Annotated in this window: 15 protein-coding genes and 1 tRNA gene; 8 read left to right on the top strand and 8 right to left on the bottom strand. The window is 71.9% G+C overall.

The window, feature by feature from the left end:
* The first annotated feature begins 15 nt into the window (after positions 1–15).
* From C8K30_RS13495 to atzF, 4 genes are read left to right on the top strand one after another with little or no spacing between them, the layout of a single operon-like run.
* Positions 16–873 carry an urea amidolyase associated protein UAAP1 gene (locus C8K30_RS13495; protein WP_108493407.1) on the top strand — a complete coding sequence of 286 codons (858 nt, stop codon included), beginning with the start codon at positions 16–18 and terminating at the stop codon, positions 871–873.
* The gene (locus tag C8K30_RS13490) at positions 870–1,538 is read left to right on the top strand and encodes an urea amidolyase associated protein UAAP2 (protein ID WP_108493406.1); all 669 of its coding nucleotides are present in this window, start codon (positions 870–872) and stop codon (positions 1,536–1,538) included. Before C8K30_RS13495 ends, C8K30_RS13490 begins: the two co-directional genes overlap by 4 nt.
* Positions 1,535–5,203, top strand: coding sequence for an urea carboxylase (uca, locus tag C8K30_RS13485; RefSeq protein ID WP_108493405.1), 3,669 nt, complete (start codon positions 1,535–1,537; stop codon positions 5,201–5,203). The genes C8K30_RS13490 and uca overlap by 4 nt, the downstream gene beginning before the upstream one ends.
* Positions 5,200–6,954, top strand: coding sequence for an allophanate hydrolase (gene atzF, locus C8K30_RS13480; RefSeq protein WP_108493404.1), 1,755 nt, complete (start codon positions 5,200–5,202; stop codon positions 6,952–6,954). The genes uca and atzF overlap by 4 nt, the downstream gene beginning before the upstream one ends.
* 7 nt (positions 6,955–6,961) lie before the next feature.
* Here the strand turns inward: atzF and C8K30_RS13475 are convergent, their stop codons facing one another.
* Positions 6,962–7,543, bottom strand: coding sequence for a TetR/AcrR family transcriptional regulator (locus C8K30_RS13475; protein WP_108493403.1), 582 nt, complete (start codon positions 7,541–7,543; stop codon positions 6,962–6,964).
* A gap of 86 nt (positions 7,544–7,629) precedes the next feature.
* On the opposite strand from C8K30_RS13475, the gene C8K30_RS13470 reads away from it, so the two are divergent.
* The gene (locus C8K30_RS13470) at positions 7,630–7,992 is read left to right on the top strand and encodes a DUF4267 domain-containing protein (RefSeq protein ID WP_108493402.1); all 363 of its coding nucleotides are present in this window, start codon (positions 7,630–7,632) and stop codon (positions 7,990–7,992) included.
* 38 nt (positions 7,993–8,030) lie between these two features.
* Here C8K30_RS13470 and C8K30_RS13465 read toward each other — a convergent pair whose 3' ends face one another.
* The 3 genes from C8K30_RS13465 to C8K30_RS13455 all read right to left on the bottom strand — a co-directional run bounded on the left by C8K30_RS13465 (position 8,031) and on the right by C8K30_RS13455 (position 11,821).
* Positions 8,031–9,266 (bottom strand): NAD(P)/FAD-dependent oxidoreductase, encoded by a 1,236-nt coding sequence (locus C8K30_RS13465; RefSeq protein WP_108493401.1) that lies wholly within the window; start codon positions 9,264–9,266, stop codon positions 8,031–8,033.
* Between the two features lie 114 nt (positions 9,267–9,380).
* On the bottom strand, positions 9,381–10,985 hold the full coding sequence (locus C8K30_RS13460; RefSeq protein WP_108493563.1) for an HNH endonuclease: 1,605 nt from the start codon (positions 10,983–10,985) through the stop codon (positions 9,381–9,383).
* Between the two features lie 227 nt (positions 10,986–11,212).
* A complete protein-coding gene (locus C8K30_RS13455) occupies positions 11,213–11,821 on the bottom strand; it encodes a TetR/AcrR family transcriptional regulator (protein WP_108493562.1) in 609 nt (202 codons plus the stop codon).
* 50 nt (positions 11,822–11,871) lie between these two features.
* Between C8K30_RS13455 and C8K30_RS13450 the strand changes: the two genes are divergently transcribed.
* Positions 11,872–12,423: a GNAT family N-acetyltransferase gene (locus C8K30_RS13450; protein ID WP_108493400.1), complete on the top strand. Its 552-nt coding sequence runs from the start codon at positions 11,872–11,874 to the stop codon at positions 12,421–12,423.
* A gap of 53 nt (positions 12,424–12,476) precedes the next feature.
* Here the strand turns inward: C8K30_RS13450 and C8K30_RS13445 are convergent.
* The 3 genes from C8K30_RS13445 to C8K30_RS30315 all read right to left on the bottom strand — a co-directional run bounded on the left by C8K30_RS13445 (position 12,477) and on the right by C8K30_RS30315 (position 13,317).
* Positions 12,477–12,553: transfer RNA gene (locus C8K30_RS13445), tRNA-Pro, on the bottom strand.
* A gap of 132 nt (positions 12,554–12,685) precedes the next feature.
* Positions 12,686–13,153, bottom strand: coding sequence for a RidA family protein (locus C8K30_RS13440; RefSeq protein ID WP_108493399.1), 468 nt, complete (start codon positions 13,151–13,153; stop codon positions 12,686–12,688).
* Positions 13,150–13,317: a DUF4177 domain-containing protein gene (locus C8K30_RS30315; protein WP_129786122.1), complete on the bottom strand. Its 168-nt coding sequence runs from the start codon at positions 13,315–13,317 to the stop codon at positions 13,150–13,152. Before C8K30_RS30315 ends, C8K30_RS13440 begins: the two co-directional genes overlap by 4 nt.
* A 108-nt stretch (positions 13,318–13,425) precedes the next feature.
* Between C8K30_RS30315 and C8K30_RS13435 the strand changes: the two genes are divergently transcribed.
* Positions 13,426–15,810, top strand: coding sequence for a transglycosylase domain-containing protein (locus C8K30_RS13435; RefSeq protein WP_233257170.1), 2,385 nt, complete (start codon positions 13,426–13,428; stop codon positions 15,808–15,810).
* A 5-nt stretch (positions 15,811–15,815) separates the two neighbouring features.
* Positions 15,816–16,754 carry a metallophosphoesterase gene (locus C8K30_RS13430; RefSeq protein ID WP_108493398.1) on the top strand — a complete coding sequence of 313 codons (939 nt, stop codon included), beginning with the start codon at positions 15,816–15,818 and terminating at the stop codon, positions 16,752–16,754.
* Between the two features lie 104 nt (positions 16,755–16,858).
* Here C8K30_RS13430 and C8K30_RS13425 read toward each other — a convergent pair whose 3' ends face one another.
* Positions 16,859–17,536 (bottom strand): Crp/Fnr family transcriptional regulator, encoded by a 678-nt coding sequence (locus C8K30_RS13425; protein ID WP_108493397.1) that lies wholly within the window; start codon positions 17,534–17,536, stop codon positions 16,859–16,861.
* Positions 17,537–17,560: the final 24 nt, after the last annotated feature.

The raw sequence follows: 17,560 nt of genomic DNA, 5'->3' as shown, positions 1-17,560 counted from the left end.
ACCCCAGGAGGCGTCATGACCACCGCGACCACCGCGGGCGCGAAGGCCCACGCCCGCGAGCAGGAGCGGGCTGCGGCCGCCGAGCTGCCCCGGGTGCTGCACCCCGCGTCCGCCTACGCGGGCGACCTGCCGCCGGGCGTCTCGGCGGGTGACCTCGTCTGGGCCGAGACCGTGCCGCCCGGCGGGTACACGAGCCTGGTGGTCGCGGCGGGTACCCGCCTCCGCGTGCGGGACACGACGGGCAACGGCTGCGCGCACCTGCTGGTGTTCCACGCCGATCAGCCGACCGAGCGCCTCAACGTCGCGGACACGGTCAAGGTGCAGTGGCAGGCCTTCCTCACTGCCGGCCACCTGCTCCTGTCCGACCAGGGCCGCGCGCTCGCGACGATCGTCGAGGACACGGCGGACAACTCCGCCGCCGCGCCGCGCCATGACGCCCTGTTCGGGACCTCCACGCTGGCCCGCAACGTGGAGCGCTACGGCAGCGGCGACGTCTTCGGCCCCAGCCCCGCCGGACGCGAGCTCTTTGCGCTCGCCGCCGCCAAGCACGGTCTGACGCGGCGCGACCTCCCCCCGAGCGTCACCTTCTTCGAGGGCGTGTCGGTGTCCGACGCCGGGCGGCCCGCCTTCGTGGGCTCGTCCGGCCCCGCGAGCATCACCCTCGCGGCCGAGCTCCCGCTGATCGTGCTGCTCGCGAGCACCGCCCACCCGCTGGACCCGCGGCCGGAGTTCACCGCCGGCCCGCTCGACGTCGTGGCCTGGCCCGGGGCGCCGACCGCGCCCGGGGACCCCGCGTGGGGCGCCACGCCCGAGGGGCGACGGGCGTACGAGAACTCGACAGCACACCGCCGCACCTCAGGAGCCGACCGATGACCGTAGCCCCAGCCACCGCCGACCCGCTCGCGATCGTTCCCCCCGAGGTCGCCGCGGACGCCGTCGTGATCCACGACGAGACAGTGGCTGCCCGCAACCCCTGGACCCGGGTGATAGCCGCCGGAGACACGCTCACGATGGTGGACGTGGGCGGCAACCAGGCAGTCGATTTCCTGGTCTACGACGCGCACGACACCGAGCTCCGGTACAGCGCCCCCGACACCCTCCAGGGCCAGGACACGATCTACCTCACGACCGGCAGCGTGCTCCGCGATGCCGAGCACGGCCCGCTGATGACCGTCGTGGCCGACACCTGCGGCCGGCACGACACCCTGGGCGGCGCCTGTTCCAAGGAGTCCAACACCCTGCGCTACGGGCACCACACGCGGGCCCAGCACGCCTGCGTGGAGAACTTCCTGCTGGGCGGCTCCCGACACGGGCTGGGCAAGCGCGACCTGGTCTCGAACATCAACTGGTTCATGAACGTGCCCGTGGACCCGGACGGCGCGCTCGGCATCGTGGACGGGATCTCCGCCCCTGGCCTCGCCGTCTCCGTGCGGGCCGAGCGCGACGTGCTCGTGCTGATCTCCAACTGCCCGCAGATCAACAACCCGTGCAACGGGTTCGACCCGACGCCCGTCCGGGTGATCGTGACGCGCGCATGACGGGGCTGCCCTACGACACGCTGCTCGTCGCCAACCGCGGCGAGATAGCGGTACGGATCATCCGGACGGCGCGCGCCCTCGGCCTGCGTACCGTCGCGGTCCACTCGGCGGCCGACGCCGGGGCCCTGCACGTGCACCTGGCCGACGAGGCCGTGCCGCTGGGGCCCGCCCCCGCAGCGCAGAGCTACCTGCGTGGCGACCTGGTGGTGGAGGCCGCGCTGCGCACCGGTGCGGGCGCGATCCACCCCGGATACGGCTTCCTGTCCGAGAACGCGGGCTTCGCCCGCCAGGTCGAGGCGGCCGGGCTCGCGTTCGCCGGGCCGACGCCGGAGCACCTGGAGCTGTTCGGCGCCAAGCACACCGCGCGGGCCGCAGCGCAGGCAGCCGGGGTCCCCTTGCTCGCCGGGACCGGTCTGCTCACCGACGTCGACCATGCGGTGGCGGAGGCCGAGTGGATCGGGTTCCCGGTGATGCTGAAGGCCACCGCCGGCGGCGGCGGCATCGGGATGCGGGCCTGCCGGGACGCCGACGAGCTGGTCGCCGCCTGGGACGCGGTGCGCCGCACGGCTGCGGCGGGGTTCGGCACCGCCGACGTCTTCCTGGAGCGGCTCGTCGAGCACGCACGCCACATCGAGGTGCAGGTGTTCGGCGACGGCGCGGGCGGCGTCGTGACGCTTGGTGACCGGGACTGCTCCCTGCAGCGCCGGAACCAGAAGGTGGTCGAAGAGGCGCCCGCGCCGCACCTCCCGGACGCCGTCCGCACCCGGATCGCCGACGCCGCGCGCGACCTCGCCGCGTCCGTGGGCTACCGCTCGGCCGGCACGGTGGAGTACGTCTACGACGCCGAGCGCGCGGAGGCCTCGTTCCTCGAGGTGAACACGCGCCTCCAGGTGGAGCACCCCGTCACCGAGGCCGTCTACGACGTCGACCTCGTCGCGTGGATGCTGCGGCTCGCCGGTGGCGACGCCGGCATGGTGCGCGAGTGGCTCGACGCCCCGCGCGCCCCCCGCGGGGCGGCCGTCGAGGCTCGCGTCTACGCGGAGAACCCCGACCGGGACAACACCCCCAGCGCTGGGACGATCACGCACGCCGCGTTCCCTGCGGACGTCCGCGTCGACACCTGGGTCGAGGCCGGTACCACCGTCTCGGCCCACTACGACCCCCTGCTGGCCAAGGTGATCGCCCAGGGCGAGGACCGCGAGCAGGCCTGGGCCGTCCTCGCCCGTGGCCTCGGCGACTCCCGCATCGACGGCGTGGCCACCAACCTGGGCTTGCTCGCCGCGCTGCCGGACCACCCGGATGTCGTCGCCGCGCGCCACGACACCGGGACGCTGGCGCAGGTGGCGGACGCCTCGGCGCGGTTCGAGGTGGTGCGGCCCGGCATGCTGACCACCATCCAGGACTGGCCGGGCCGTACGGGGTTGTGGCACGTGGGCATCCCGCCGTCGGGGCCGATGGACGACCTGTCGTTCCGCCTCGGCAACCGGGCCCTGGGCAACCCCGAGGGGGCGCCCGGCCTGGAGTGCACGCTCCTTGGCCCGGCGCTGCGGTTCCGCACGGCCGCCACTGTGATGGTCACGGGTGCGCCCGCGCCGGTGACGGTCGACGGCGTTCCGGTGCCCCAGTGGGAGCCGCTCGCCCTGGAGCCGGGCGCCGTGCTCGACGTCGGCGCCCCGACCCGCGGCATGCGCACCTACGTGCTGGTGGCCGGCGGGCTCGACGCGCCGCAGGTCCTGGGTTCGGCGGCGACCTTCGACCTGGGCGAGATCGGCGGCACCACCGGGGCGCCCCTGCGCACGGGTGACGTGGTGCGCCTGGGCGACCCGTCCGGCGTCGGGCAGGCTGTGGGCGTGCCGCCGGAGGAGCGGCCGGGGTTTCCCGAACGGTGGGAGGTCGCGGCCTTGGAGGGGCCGCACGCGGCGCCCGAGTTCTTCACGGTCGACGACATGGCCGAGTTCTACGCCACCGACTGGGAGGTGCACTTCAACTCGGCGCGCACGGGCGTGCGGCTCGTGGGCCCGAGGCCCACGTGGGCGCGGTCCGACGGCGGTGAGGCGGGCCTGCACCCGTCGAACATCCACGACACGCCGTACGCCGTCGGCGCCGTCGACTACACCGGGGACCTGCCGATCCTCCTGGGGCCCGACGGGCCCAGCCTGGGCGGCTTCACCTGTCCGGCGACCGTGGCGGTGGGGCACCTGTGGAAGCTCGGCCAGCTGCGGCCCGGCGACACGGTCCGCTTCGTCCCCGTCACGGAGGCGCAGGCGGACGCCCTGCGTGCCGCACCGCTGCGGCCGGCCGCGGCGGACCGCGCCGCCGTGTCCGACGGCGGTGTGCTCGCCCGGGTCCCGGCCGTCACCCGCTCGGGCACGCAGGTATCGCCGGAGGTCACCTACCGGCGCAGCGGCGACGACAACCTGCTCGTCGAGTACGGCCCCATGCAGCTCGACGTCGCCACGCGCATGCGCGTGCACGCGCTGGCCGAGGGTCTGTACCAACGGCTCGGCGTGCCGCGCGACGCCGCGAGCACGTACGACCCGGTGGTGACCCGAGCGCTGCGGGCCGCGGGCGTGCTCGACCTGACACCCGGCATCCGGTCCCTGCAGGTGCACCTCGACCCGGCGGTGCTGACGCTGCGGCAGGCCCTGGACCTGGTCCGCGAGGTCGACGCCGCGCTGCCGCCCACCGCCGAGCTCGTGGTGCCCTCACGCACCGTGTGGCTGCCGCTGTCGTGGGACGACCCGGCCACGCGCGAGGCCATCCGCCGGTACATGGCGGGTGTGCGCGACGACGCCCCGTGGTGCCCCTGGAACATCGAGTTCATCCGCCGGATCAACGGGCTGGACACGGTCGAGGACGTCTACCGGACCGTCTTCGACGCCGAGTACCTGGTGCTGGGGCTTGGCGACGTGTACCTCGGCGCTCCGGTGGCCACCCCGCTGGACCCGCGCCACCGGCTCGTGACCACCAAGTACAACCCGGCGCGCACCTGGACGCCCCAGAACGCCGTGGGCATCGGCGGCGCCTACCTGTGCATCTACGGGATGGAGGGGCCGGGCGGTTACCAGTTCGTGGGCCGCACCACCCAGGTGTGGTCCACGCACGCGCAGCGCGGCTCGTTCCGGCCGGGAACCCCGTGGCTGCTGCGGTTCTTCGACCGGATCCGCTGGTATCCGGTGTCGTCCGCGGAGCTCGGGGAGCTGCGCGACCAGGCCGCGGCCGGCCGCCTCGAGCTGCGGGTGGAGGAGGGCGAGTTCGCGCTCGCCGAGTACCAGCGGTTCCTCGAGCAGAACGACGAGCCGATCGCCGGGTTCCGCGAGCGGCAGGCAGCAGCGTTCCAGGCCGAGCGTGACGCCTGGGCGGCGGCCGGCGAGTTCGAGCCGCGGCCGGAGCCGGCCCCGGCGCCCGCGGGAGACGGCGTGCCGGTCCCGCCCGGCGCGCACGGCGTCGAGGCGCCGTTCGTCGGCACGGTGTTCCGCGTCGACGTCGAACCGGGCGACGCGGTGGTACCCGGCGACACCCTCATCACCCTGGAGGCAATGAAGATGGAAGCACCAGTCACTGCGACGGCGTACGGCGTCGTCACCTCCGTGCACGTGGATACCGGCGAGCAGGTGGGGCCGGGGCGGGTGCTCGTGGTCGTGGCAGAGGAGATGGCGGCGTGAACGCGCTGGCGGAGCGGGTGGAGGCCGCGTACGCCCGGGTCGCCGAGGTGGACCGGCCCGAGGTGTGGATCGACCTCCGTCCGCGCGCGGACGTCCTGGCCGAGGCCGACGAGGTCAGCAGGCGGCTCGAGGCGGGGGAGGAGCTGCCGCTGGCCGGCCTGCTCGCGGCGGTGAAGGGCAACATCGACGTCGCCGGGCTGCCGACGACGGCGGCCTGCCCGGCGTTCGCCTACTTGCCCGAGCGCGACGCGACGGCGGTCGCCCGCCTGCGCGCGGCCGGTGCGCTGGTGCTCGGCACCACGAACCTCGACCAGTTCGCGACCGGCCTCGTGGGGACGCGCAGCCCGTACGGCGCGGTGCGGCACGCGACGGCGCCGGAGCGGATCTCCGGCGGGTCGTCGAGCGGCTCCGCCGTCGCGGTGGCGCTGGGCATCGTCGACGTCGCGCTCGGCACCGACACGGCCGGTTCGGGCCGGGTGCCGGCGGCCCTGCACGGGCTCGTCGGGATCAAGGCGACCCGCGGCGTGGTGCCCGCGACCGGCGTCGTGCCGGCGTGCCGCTCGCTCGACTGCGTGACGGTGCTGGCCAGGGACCTGGCCACGGCGCGCCGGGCACTGCTCGGCCTGGCCGGACCGGACGGCGTCGACCCCCTGGCGCGCGACCTGCCCCCGGGCTGGGACGCGGTCCGTCGCGATGACGGCGACGGCGGCCCGCCCGTCGTCGGGGTCCCGGCCCCTGAGGCGCTGGGACCGCTCGCGCCCGGCTGGGCGGAGGCGTTCGAGGCGGCAGCCGACCGCCTGGCCGGCGCAGGCGCACGGGTACGCCGGGTCGACGTCGCGCCCCTGCTGGCCGCCGCGCGGCTGCTGTACGAGGGGGCGTTCGTCGCCGAGCGGTATGCCGCCGTCGGCGAGTTCGTCGCGCGCCACCCCGACGACGTCGACCCCGTGGTCGGCGCGATCATCGGCAAGGCGGCCGCGCCACTGGCGCACGAGCTCTTCGCGGACATGGCCCGGCTCGACGAGCTCGGCCTGGCCGCCCGCACGGCGCTCGCGGGCACGGACGTGCTGCTGCTCCCGACGACGACGCGGCATCCCACCCTCGCCGAGGTCGAGGCCGACCCGGTGGGCGTGAACTCCGACCTGGGCCGGTTCACCAACTTCGCGAACCTCCTGGACATGGCCGCCCTGGCGGTGCCCGCGGGACACGTGGAGGGGCTGCCGTTCGGGGTGCAGCTCGTCGGGCCGGCGTTCAGCGACGGCCTGCTCGCGGGTGTTGCCGAGCTTCTCGCGGAGAGCTCCGAGCCGATGCGGCCCGGATCGGTGCGGCACGCAGCGGCCCCCCGGGCATCGGTGCCGCTCGCGGTGGTCGGGGCGCACCTGAGCGGGCAGCCGCTCAACCACCAGCTCGTCGACCGGGGCGGCCGCCTGGTCGCGACGACCACCACCGCTCCCGGCTACCGGCTCTTCGCCCTGGACACGACCCCGGCCAAGCCGGGCCTGGTCCGCGTGGCCGACGGCGGTGCCCCGATCAAGGCCGAGGTGTGGGAGCTGCCGACGGCTGGGTTCGGCGACTTCGTCGCATCGGTTCCTGCACCCATGACGATCGGCAAGGTGCTGCTGGCCGACAACACCGAGGTCCCCGGCTTTCTGTGCGAGCCCGCGGCTCTCGACGGGGCCCGCGACATCACGGCGTCGGGCGGCTGGCTGGCGCACCTCGCGGCGGACGCCGAAGCGACCGCGTCGGCGCCCTAGCGCCGCGTCAGGTCTCCGCGGGTGCGAAGCGGCCGATCAGCAGGTCCAGCCGGTGGTCGTGCGCCTCCACGGGGAGGCGGCCGCTGCGCTCCAGCATGGCCAGGCCGTGCAGGCTCGCCCAGAAGGTCTCGGTAAGGATGCCGGGGTCGTCGTCCCCGGCCAGCGGCTGGACGGCCTGGAGCAGCTCGCCGAATCCCTCGCGCAGATAGGCCGGGCCGTCGGGCGTGGCGAACGTCAGGTCGACGGCATGGGTGAACATGGCGTCGTAGAGCGCGGGGCGCTTCTGGGCGAAGTCCGTGTAGGCCGCAGCGACCGCGGCGAGGGCGTCGCGGGTTCCGCGGGCCGCGGCTCGTGCGACGCGCAGCTCGACCGCCAGCTCTTCGAAGCCCTGGACGGCGACCGCCGTCATGATGGCGCCCTTGCCCTTGAAGTGGCTGTACAGGACGGGCTGGCTGTACTCGATCTCGGCGGCGAGCCGCCGGGTCGTGACCGCCTCCCAGCCCTCCGCCTCGGCCAGCTCGCGCGCGGCCGTGACGATCAGCTGCTCACGCTGCGCCCGCTCGCGCTCACGGCGCGTCTGAGTCGTCATGCCTAGATCCTAGCGCTGCTAGGAGATCTGCTCCTGCTCTGCTAGCGTTGCTACATCATCTATCAGCGCTAGCAAGGAGATCTGGCATGACCGTCGTCGCGTACGCCCTGGCTGTGGTCCTCAACCTGTTCATCCTGTACATCGGGGTGCGGTACCTGCTCAAGCCCTACCCCGCCGCCGCCGGCTACGGCGTCCCCGCGACGCACGACCGGGCCTACCTGGAGATCAAGGGGCTGCGGGACGCCGTCTTCGGCATCGTGGGTCTGGTGCTCCTGATCTTTGTGGGCACCCGCGCCGAAGCGTGGTTCATGCTGGCCGTGGCGCTCGCGCCGCTCGGCGACTGCCTCATCGTGCTGCGCCACGGCGGGACCAAGGCGGTCGCGTTCGGCGTCCACTTCGCCACCGCGGTGGTCGTGCTCGTCAGTGCCGGCCTGCTGTTCGCTCTCTGACGCGGCGGTCCGCCCGGACCTTGGTCGTCGTGGTCGGGTCAGCTCACGAAGGCATCCAGCTCTTCGCGGGGAACCTTCCTCCGAGACCTGATCAGTTCCTCCACGCGCTCCATCTGTTCCCACACGTTCACGGCCATCCCGGCCACGACCTGCCCGTCCAGCAGCCAGAACGCCACGAACTCGCGGGTATCGACACTCCCGGAGACCACCACGTCGTCGTACCCGCCGGGGACGTCCACCCAGCCCGTGTACTCCATGCCGACGTCGTACTGGTCGCTGTAGAAGTACGGCAGCTTGTCGTACGGCGCGGTGGCGCCGAGCAGCGCGCGCCCGGCGTGCGCGCCGCTCTCCTGCGCGGTCGCCCAGTGCTCCACCCGCAGCGGCCGCCCGTAGTGCAGCGAGGGGATGCTTGCCACGTCGCCCGCGGCGTACACGTCGGGGTGCGACGTGGCGAGCGTCCCGTCCACGACGATCCCCCCGCCCAGCGACGCGGGGCGCAGGTCCAGCCCGGCGACCTCCGCGAGACCGATGTTCGGGGTGGCACCCACGCCGATCACCACGACGTCGGCTCCCACCTGCGTTCCGTCCGACAGGTCCACGCCGGTGACCCGGCCTTCCGCGCCCCGCAGCCCCGAGACGGACGTGCGCCTCAGCAGCCGCACGTCGTGCTCGGTGTGCACTCCCGCGTAGAAGTCGCCCATCTCCGGCCCGAGCACGCGTCCCAGCGGATGCGATCCGCGACCCACCACGGTGACGTCCAGCCCCAGGGACCGCGCCGACGCCGCCACCTCGAGCCCGATCCACCCGTCGCCGACGACGGCGACCCGTCCGACCCCCTCCAGCGACGCTTCGAGCAGCATGCTGGAGATGCGGTCGGAGTCTTCGAGGGTGCGCAGGTAGTGCACGCCGGCCAGGTCAGTGCCGATGACGTCGAGCGGCCGCGGCGTGGAGCCCGGTGCCAGGAGGAGCTTTGAAAAGGAGAGCGTGGCGCCGTCGGACAGCGTCAGGGTGTGCTCCGCGGGGTCCAGCCCGACCACCGTCTCGTTGGTGCGGACGGCGACCGCGTGCTCGCCGTACCAGGCCTCGTCCAGCGGGAAGACGGCGTCCCGCTCCGCCTCGCCGCGCAGGTAGTCCTTGCTCAGGGGCGGCCGTTCGTACGGATGGTGGGGCTCGCTGGTGACGACCACGACGTCGCCGTCGTACCCCTCGCTGCGTAGCGCCTCCGCGGCGCGAGCTGTCGTCAGGCCGCCACCGACCAGAACGAACGGGTTCATCGGACGCCTCCTGGATTGGGTAGGCGCCCAGTCTTGCACCGGAGAGCGGGGCGGGCACCAGTTCTCGGGCGCGCTGATGGCCGCCGCGAGGGTTCACTCGTGGCGGTGGTCGGTTCAGCGGGTATGTGCCCAGGCGAGATCGGGTCGGGACCGTCGTGGGGACCTGGGCCGGGCCGCGCCGCGCCGACCGGGCGGGCGGTAGGCGATCGCGCCACGGGGACGCCGAGCGGCGCAGCCGATCGAGTAGCGGCTACGTGGGATACGTCCCTTGCCCGGGCCGTTCATGCCGACGGCCGGGGTCCATGCCGGTGCCGGTCGCTCGGCACCGTCCTTGGCCTCGTCTCGCGCAGGGGCCGGCGGCCGGGACACGACCGGCGAGGTGCGCGTGTGCGTGTGCCCTGTGGGCTGGACCGGTTGCGGCGGCCGGGGCGCACTCGACGTGTCATCGTGCCCTGTTGACGTGACCGGTTCCGGCGGCACGGGCACCACGGAGACGGACGTGTGCCCCGTGGGTGTGGTGGTCTCCACGGCGTGCCGGCCGTCGATCTCGGTGACCTTCTGCCGCCACCCCGGTGCCTGCTTCGCGTGATTGCACCGCACACAGAGGCCCTGCCCGTTGTCGAGGCTGGTCTCCCCGCCCTCGGCATGCGGAACCACATGGTCGATGTGCCGCACCGGGGCGTCGCACCACGACGTGGCACAGATCCCCTGCCCACGCGCCCGCAACAACGCGGCCAGACCCGGCGGGTGGAACCGTGACGTCGACGTCGTCGCCAGCAACCGACCCCTGGGATCCACATAGATCGCACGGAGCCACGCCGCGTCGGTGTCGATCCCGTGCGCGGCAAGGCTGTGTGCCACCGGTCCCGGGACGGTACCCACACCCGCCGGGGCACCCTCCACAACAACCCCCGGCTGGTCGCCACCGGCGAGCAGCGTCTGGTCGGAGACCAGCAGGTTGATCGTGACCGGCACGTCATCGGCCTTACCGGGCTCACGGCTGGTGACCCGCTCGATCAGGGTGTCCGCCATGATCTGCCCGGCCCCACGCCCGTCACCGGTGGCCTTGGCCGCCTCCGCGTGCGCCTTCAGCTGCGCATACGCCTGCACCCCCTGCTGCATCGGCACCAGCGCGGTCAGATACACCATCAGATCCGGGGCCGGACGCACCGAAACACACCGCTCCGCCACGGCCTTCGCGTTCCGCTTCACACACGCTTGCACGTCCAGCCGCCCGGCAAGCTCCTTGACCCGGGCGACCAACCGCCGGGTACCCGTCCGGGCCAGCGCCGTCAGCGCCGCGGGCCCGCAGATCTCCTCATCGATCCGGGCGCGATCCTCCGCCGAGAGATGAGACGTCTCCCGCACCAACAACGTCGCCCGCCACGACGAGAGCACCCCGGTGCGCAGGGCGTCGAACGTGAACGGCATACCGGTCACCCACACCCGGGCCGTGCCCAGGAACGACGCACCCGCGTGCGGACTGGACTGCAGCGCCGCACCCACCTGGTTCGGCACACCACGACCACGCCGCTCGGCACGGATGCCCTGCTTGGCCTCGTCGGCCTTGGTGGCCTCCTCCAACGCGACAGCCAACCGCGCCTGGGTCGCGGTCACGGTGTTCTTCATGGCCTCGAGCTCGCCGAGCAGATCCACCCACTCCGCCTGCGCCTGCTTTGACACGGACGAAGCCGTGTCGGTGGCGCGCGGCAAGATCATGTCCGCCAACAGCTCACGCACCACCCGGACCTGTGCCGCATCGGTGACGGGGCCATTCGCCCTGAACGGTGTCGACGGCGGTCGGCCGTCGGCCGTTCGAGGTCGGGTGTCTCCGGCTCGCGTCATGTCATCAAGATATAGCACACCCGTTCTATTCGCTCGATGAATGTCCCCTCATCTGCCGAGAGCAGAACGCGCTGCGCACCGCCCGCGGGTGGTGATCCGGGTCAGGGGTGAGTGGCGGATGAGTGCGAGGCGGTCAGGGCGGCCAAGTAGTCGTCCAGGAGCTCGACCTGCCGCTGAGGTGTGAACGTTGCGGGGTCGAGCAGGGCTTGGACCGCCAGGCCGAGGGCGAAGGACTGGGAACCGGTCGCGATGGGTACCGGGTCGCCCGCGGGAAGCTCGCCGAGCTCCTGGGCTGCGGCAACTCGCTCGCGCAGCTCGTCACGGCTCTGGGCGTACTTGCGGGCGTAGTCGGCACGCAGGTCGCCGTCGGAGAGCGCGGCGTCCCAGGAGGAGACCCAGATCCGGTTGCTTTCCGTGGCCTCCGGCGTCAGCGGCAGGATGTCCATCAGTGCGTGCCTCAGGGCGATCAGACCCTTGCCAGCGGGGCGACGCGGTCGCGCGATGGTCCGCTGCTCGAGCAGATCGAGGGCGTATGCGACGAGGGCGCGCTTGGTGGGGAAGTAGTGCGTGAGCAGCCCGGTGGTCGCGCCGAGCTCGGCCGCCACGGCGCGCAGAGTGAGGCCGGCAAAGCCGCGCGTGGCCATCACCTGCCAGACCGCTTCGGAGACCTCGCGGCGACGGGCCTCGTGATCTCCCTTGGGACGTGGCATGCTGCCACGGTACATTGCCGTAACAACTGTTATGTGAATGGAGGGCTCCTATGTTCTCGCTGGCACTGCGCGACGGCGTTCACCTCGGCTCGCTGGAGGTCTGGCACGCCGAAGAGTTCGCGGCCCATCTGGATCGGGCTCGCGAGCACATCCGGCCGTGGGTCGGGGCAGGGTTCGTCACTGAAGATCTGAGCGGGGCGCAGAGCACGCTCAAGCGGTATGCGGAACGCCAGGCTGAGGACGGCGGTCGCCTGTACGGCATCTGGCGGGACGGGGTGCTGGTCGGCGGCGTGATGTTCACCGACTTCCAGGCCGGTTTCGGCTCGTGTGAGATCGGATGCTGGCTGGAGCCGTCCGCCGAGGGCCACGGTCTGGTCACTCAGGCGTGCGGCGTGTTGCTGGACTGGGCATTCACAGCCCGGGGCCTGCACCGAGCCGAGTGGCACTGCCGGGCCGACAACGACCGCAGCTCGGCGGTGGCCAAGCGGCTCGGCATGACGTTGGAGGGTGTGCGGCGCGAGGCATGGCCGTACGGGGGTACACGCCACGACAAGGAGCTCTGGGCGGTCCTTGCTCCCGAGTGGCAAGCCCAGGGGCGGTAACGTGAAAAGGCCCTCCGACTCAGCATTTCTGCTGGTCAGAGGGCCTTTTCACATGGTCGGGGTGACAGGATTTGAACCTGCGACCTCTTCGTCCCGAACGAAGCGCGCTACCAAGCTGCGCCACACCCCGATGGAGTCCACCGCACATCAGGCACGAAGCCCTTCCGCGGAAGCCTGCTCAGAATAGCCGACGCATGGCCCGGAACGGAAACCGAATCCGGAGTGGGTCCGGTCACTCCCGTTCCGGGCCGCGGCGAGGGCGCTACGCCAGCTCGACGACGAGCTCCACCTCGACCGGCGAGTCCAGCGGAAGAACCGCCACGCCGACGGCCGAGCGAGCGTGCAGGCCGGCGTCGCCGAAGATCTCGCCGAGCACGGTGGAGGCGCCGTTGATGACGCCGGGCTGGCCGGTGAAGGCCGGGTCGCTCGCGACGAAGCCGACCACCTTCACGATGCGGGAGATCGAGTCGAGCGAGCCGGTGATCGATCGAACGGCGGCCAGCGCGTTGAGGGCGCACGTGCGGGCGTAGCCCGCGGCGTCGTCGGGGGAGACCAGGCCTTCGCCCTCGCCGACCTTGCCGGTGGCAGGCAGGCTGCCCTCCGTGAAGGGCAGCTGGCCGGACGTGTAGACGTAGCGGCCGGTCTGCACGGCCGGAACGTACGCCGCGACCGGGGCCGCCACCTCGGGAAGCTTGATGCCCAGCTCGGCGAGGCGCTGCTCGTGGCTCATGCGTCACCGCCGTTGGGGCGCTTCAGGTAGGCGACCAGCCCGGTGCCGTCGGGTCCGGGGACCACCTGCACGAGCTCCCAGCCGTCCGAGCCCCACTGATCGAGGATCGCCTTGGTGTTGTGAATGAGGAGGGGGATCGTCGCGTACTCCCACTTCGTTGCCATGGCGTCGATGTTAGCCCGCGACCGGCGACGGCGATTCCGCACGAGACCTGCACACGGGCGGAGTCGCTTTCGGCGCGCCGTGTCGGGGACAGCCCGTAACCTGGGCCCATGGCCATGGCGAACCCTCGCGAGCCGCGCCGGATCACTCGGACCATACCCGCGGCGCAGCTCATCGGACTCCTTCTCGCATTCGTGCTCACCGCAGGCGCCGGGGGCGTGATCGCGGCAGGACTGGTGATCCCGCTGGCGTCAGGCATGGACACCGCGGTGGACACCGGTGTCGAGGTCTTCGAAGAGGTGCCCGCTGAGCTGGTTCCGGGACCGCTGTCGGAGCAGTCGGTGATCTACGCGAGCGACGGCAAGACCAAGCTCGCCACGTTCTACGCGCAGAACCGCATCGTCGTGCCGCTCGACAAGGTGTCGGACAACATGAAGAACGCGGTCATCGCCATCGAGGACGAGCGTTTCTACACGCACGGTGGCGTGGACATCGAGGGCATCTCGCGTGCCGCGCTGCAGAACTTCGGCGGCGGCGACACGCAGGGTGCCTCGACGCTGACCCAGCAGTACGTGAAGAATGTCCTCATCGAGGAGGCCGACCGGGCGGGCGACACCTTCGGCGTGCTGGAGGCCCGCGAGGACTCGCTCACCCGAAAGCTCCGCGAGGCCAAGCTCGCCATCGCGATCGAGAAGGAGATGTCGAAGGACGACATCCTGCAGGGCTACCTCAACATCGCGCAGTTCGGCACGAGCGTGTACGGCGTGGAGACGGCTTCGCAGCACTACTTCAACAAGTCCGCGAAGAACCTGTCGATCGTGGAGGCGGCGACGATCGCCGGCATCACCAAGGCACCGAGCCAGTTCGACCCGGTGGCCAACCCCGAGGACGCCGTGGCCCGGCGCAACCTGGTGATCGGCAAGATGTGGCAGCTCGGCTACATCTCGACCGCGGAGCGGGACGAGGCGATGGCGACGAAGCTGTCGAGCACCCTCGACGTCCAGCCGATCGAGGTCGGGTGTGACTCCGCCGGTGGCGCGGCCTTCTTCTGCGACTACGTCATCAAGGAGGTCATGCTCAGCCCCGAGTTCGGGGAGACCAGGGACGACCGGTACAACCTCCTGTACCGAGGCGGACTGCGGATCGTCACCACGCTGGACATGAAGATGCAGAAGGCCGCGGAGCAGACGGTCAGCGAGGCGGTCCCGGCGGACAACGGCTACGGTCTCGAGTCCGCCATCACCTCGGTCGAGCCGGGGACCGGGCGGATCAAGGCGATGGCGCAGAACATCCCCTACGACGCGCGTGCCGAACCTGCGGGGGGCACGACGGCGCAGAACTACTCGGCCGACTACATGCACGGGAACTCGAGAGGGTTCCAGGTGGGCTCCAACTTCAAGCCGTTCGTGCTCGCCGAGTGGCTGCGCAGCGGGCACAAGCTCCAGGACCGGGTCAGCGCCAGCTCTTACTCCGCCTACGAGACGGAGTTCAGGGCCGACGGCTGCGTCCACGCCTTCACCCACCAGCCGTGGCCCGTGTCGAACGTCGACGGGGCCGGCAGCGGGATGATGAGCGTGCTCCAGGGCACCTTCCAGTCACTGAACACGGTCTACGCCCGCATGTCGCAGCAGCTCGACCTCTGTGACGTGCAGAAGACGGCATGGGACGTCGGCTACCGGCCGATGACGTCTGGTCTGACGCGCGACGGTGCACCGACGTTCCGCACGATCGACAACCCGCAGCAGGCTGACATCGACGTGCTCGCGTCGATGACGCTCGGGACGCAGGCCTCGACGCCGATCAACATGGCATCGGCGTACGCGACGTTCGCCTCGGGCGGCACGTACTGCGATCCGGTGGCGATCCTCGAGGTCAAGGACCACAACGGCAAGAAGATAAAGGTGCCGTCCGCCGACTGCCGGCAGACGCTCGAGCCCGAGGTCGCCAACACCGTTGCCTACGCGATGACGAAGGTCTTCCAGACCAGCCCGTGGGGCACCGCGTGGGCGCTCAGCCCGGGGCTCGAGGACGGTCGCCCGGTGGCGGGCAAGACCGGTACGACGAACGGGGCGATGCAGAGCTGGTTCACCGGTTACACGCCCAACCTCTCCACCTCGGTCTGGGTCGGCGAGGCCAGCGGCAACGTCGAGCACATGAGCGTGGACCTGCCGGCGGCGCGCTGGTACAACGAGTCGGCCAAGGTCGGCCCGCTGTACGGCGGCACCATCGCCGCGCCGACGTGGCGTCGCTACATGGACCAGGCGGTCGCCGATCTGCCGGTCAAGAGCTTCCCGGCTGCCGACCCCAAGCTCGTCGGCAAGGAGCCGGTCGCGCCGAAGCCGGACAAGGACGACGACGGTGGCGACTCAGGCGAGGGCGGTGGCGACTCGGGTGACGGCGGTGACTCCGGCGACACGGGCGGTGACACCGGCGGCGGTGACAACCGTGGCGGCGGCGACATCACGATCGGCGGCGGCAACGGCGGGAACGACTGATCCGGATGGGCACCCTGGGTAATGTCGGCAAGGCGCTCGGAATCGCCGGGGGCCTCGCCGTCGCCGGGCTCGCCTACGCGCACCTGGAGACCAAGCTCTTCCACGTGCGTCGGGTGACCGTGCCGTTGCTGCCACCGGGACAGCGGCCGATCCGGATCCTCCACATCGCCGACCTGCACCTCACCCCGAGCCAGCGCACCAAGCAGGCTTGGGTGCGGTCGCTGGCTGCGCTCGAGCCCGACCTGGTGATCAACACGGGGGACAACTTCGGGCACCTTAAGGCGCTCGCCCCGTTGCTCGACGTCCTGGGTCAGCTGATGGACGTGCCCGGCGCGTTCGTCATGGGCTCGAACGACTACCACGCGCCGTCGTTCAAGAACCCGGCCCGGTACCTGCTTCCGGACGCTCGCGTGGAGCGGGAGGACAAGGTGCCGCTGCCCACGGAGTCGCTCGCCAAGGCGTTCACCGACGCCGGGTGGGTGGACCTCGACAACCGCAGGGGCCTCGTGGAGCTCCGCGATGGCCGCACGGTCGGGCTGGTCGGGATGGACGACCCGCATCTCGACCTCGACGTCATGCCCGAGCCGGGTCGCGTGCCCGGTGAGGAGGACGCGGTCCTGCGCCTCGGCGTCGTGCACGCTCCGTACAAGCGGGTGCTGAACCAGCTCAAGGACGACGGCGTCGACGCGATCATCGCCGGCCACACGCACGGCGGGCAGCTCTGCCTGCCGTTTTACGGGGCGCTCGTGACGAACTCTGACCTGGACCGGGGTCGCGCGTCCGGCCTGCACGGCTGGCCCGGGCCTCGGCCCGACCGCGAGGGCGGCGAGAACTCGACCTGGCTGCACGTCTCCGCGGGCGCCGGGACCTCGCCCTACGCGCAGGTCCGGTTCGCGTGCCGTCCGGAGGCGACGCTGATGACGCTGACGGCGCGGTCGGTCTAGCCAGGCTGGCCCGCCGCATGCGCGTGATCGGTAGACAAGTCAGGTGGTCGGTACCCCGGGGTACCGACCACCTGACCTATCTACCGATCATCGGGTCTCGACAGTCAGCGAGCCCGGCGCTCCAGCCTGTCCAGGTCCAGCAGCACCACGGCCCGGCCCTCGCGGCGGACCCAGCCGCGGGTCGCGAAGTCGGCCAGGGCCTTGTTCACGGTCTCGCGCGAGGCGCCGACGAGCTGTGCCAGCTCCTCCTGCGTGAGGTCGTGCGCCACGCGGATGCCGTCGTCGTTGGGCTCGCCGAAGCGGGTCGACAGGTCCAGCAGAGCCTTGGCCACGCGGCCCGGGACGTCGGAGAACACGAGGTCCGCGAGCGTCTCGTTGGTGCGGCGGAGGCGGCGCGCGAGCGCGCCGAGCAGCTGGGTGGCGACGCCGGGGTGGTCGGCGATCCACTTCACGAGCGAGTCGTGGCGCAGCTCGTAGACCACGGAGTCCGACACGGACGAGGCCGACGCCGTGCGGGGACCCGGGTCGAACAGGGACAGCTCACCGAACATCTCGCCCGGACCCAGGATCGACAGCAGGTTCTCGCGGCCATCGCTCGACCGGCGACCCAGCTTGATCTTGCCCTGTGCGATGACATAGAGCCGGTCGCCCGGTTCGCCCTCGCGGAAGAGCACGTCACCCCGGACCAGCTCCACGGGCACCATGGACTCGAAGAGCGCGCGTGTCTCCTCGCCTTCCATGTCCGCGAAGAGGGGGGCAGAGAGTACGACTTCGTCGTCCACCAGCGGTGTCCTCACGTGTCGGGG

It is taken from the genome of Promicromonospora sp. AC04 (assembly GCF_003058225.1).
In the GTDB taxonomy this organism is placed as follows: Bacteria; Actinomycetota; Actinomycetes; order Actinomycetales; family Cellulomonadaceae; genus Promicromonospora.
The sequence above is the reverse complement of the archived record's forward strand: the minus strand, read 5'-3'. Positions and strand labels throughout refer to the sequence as shown.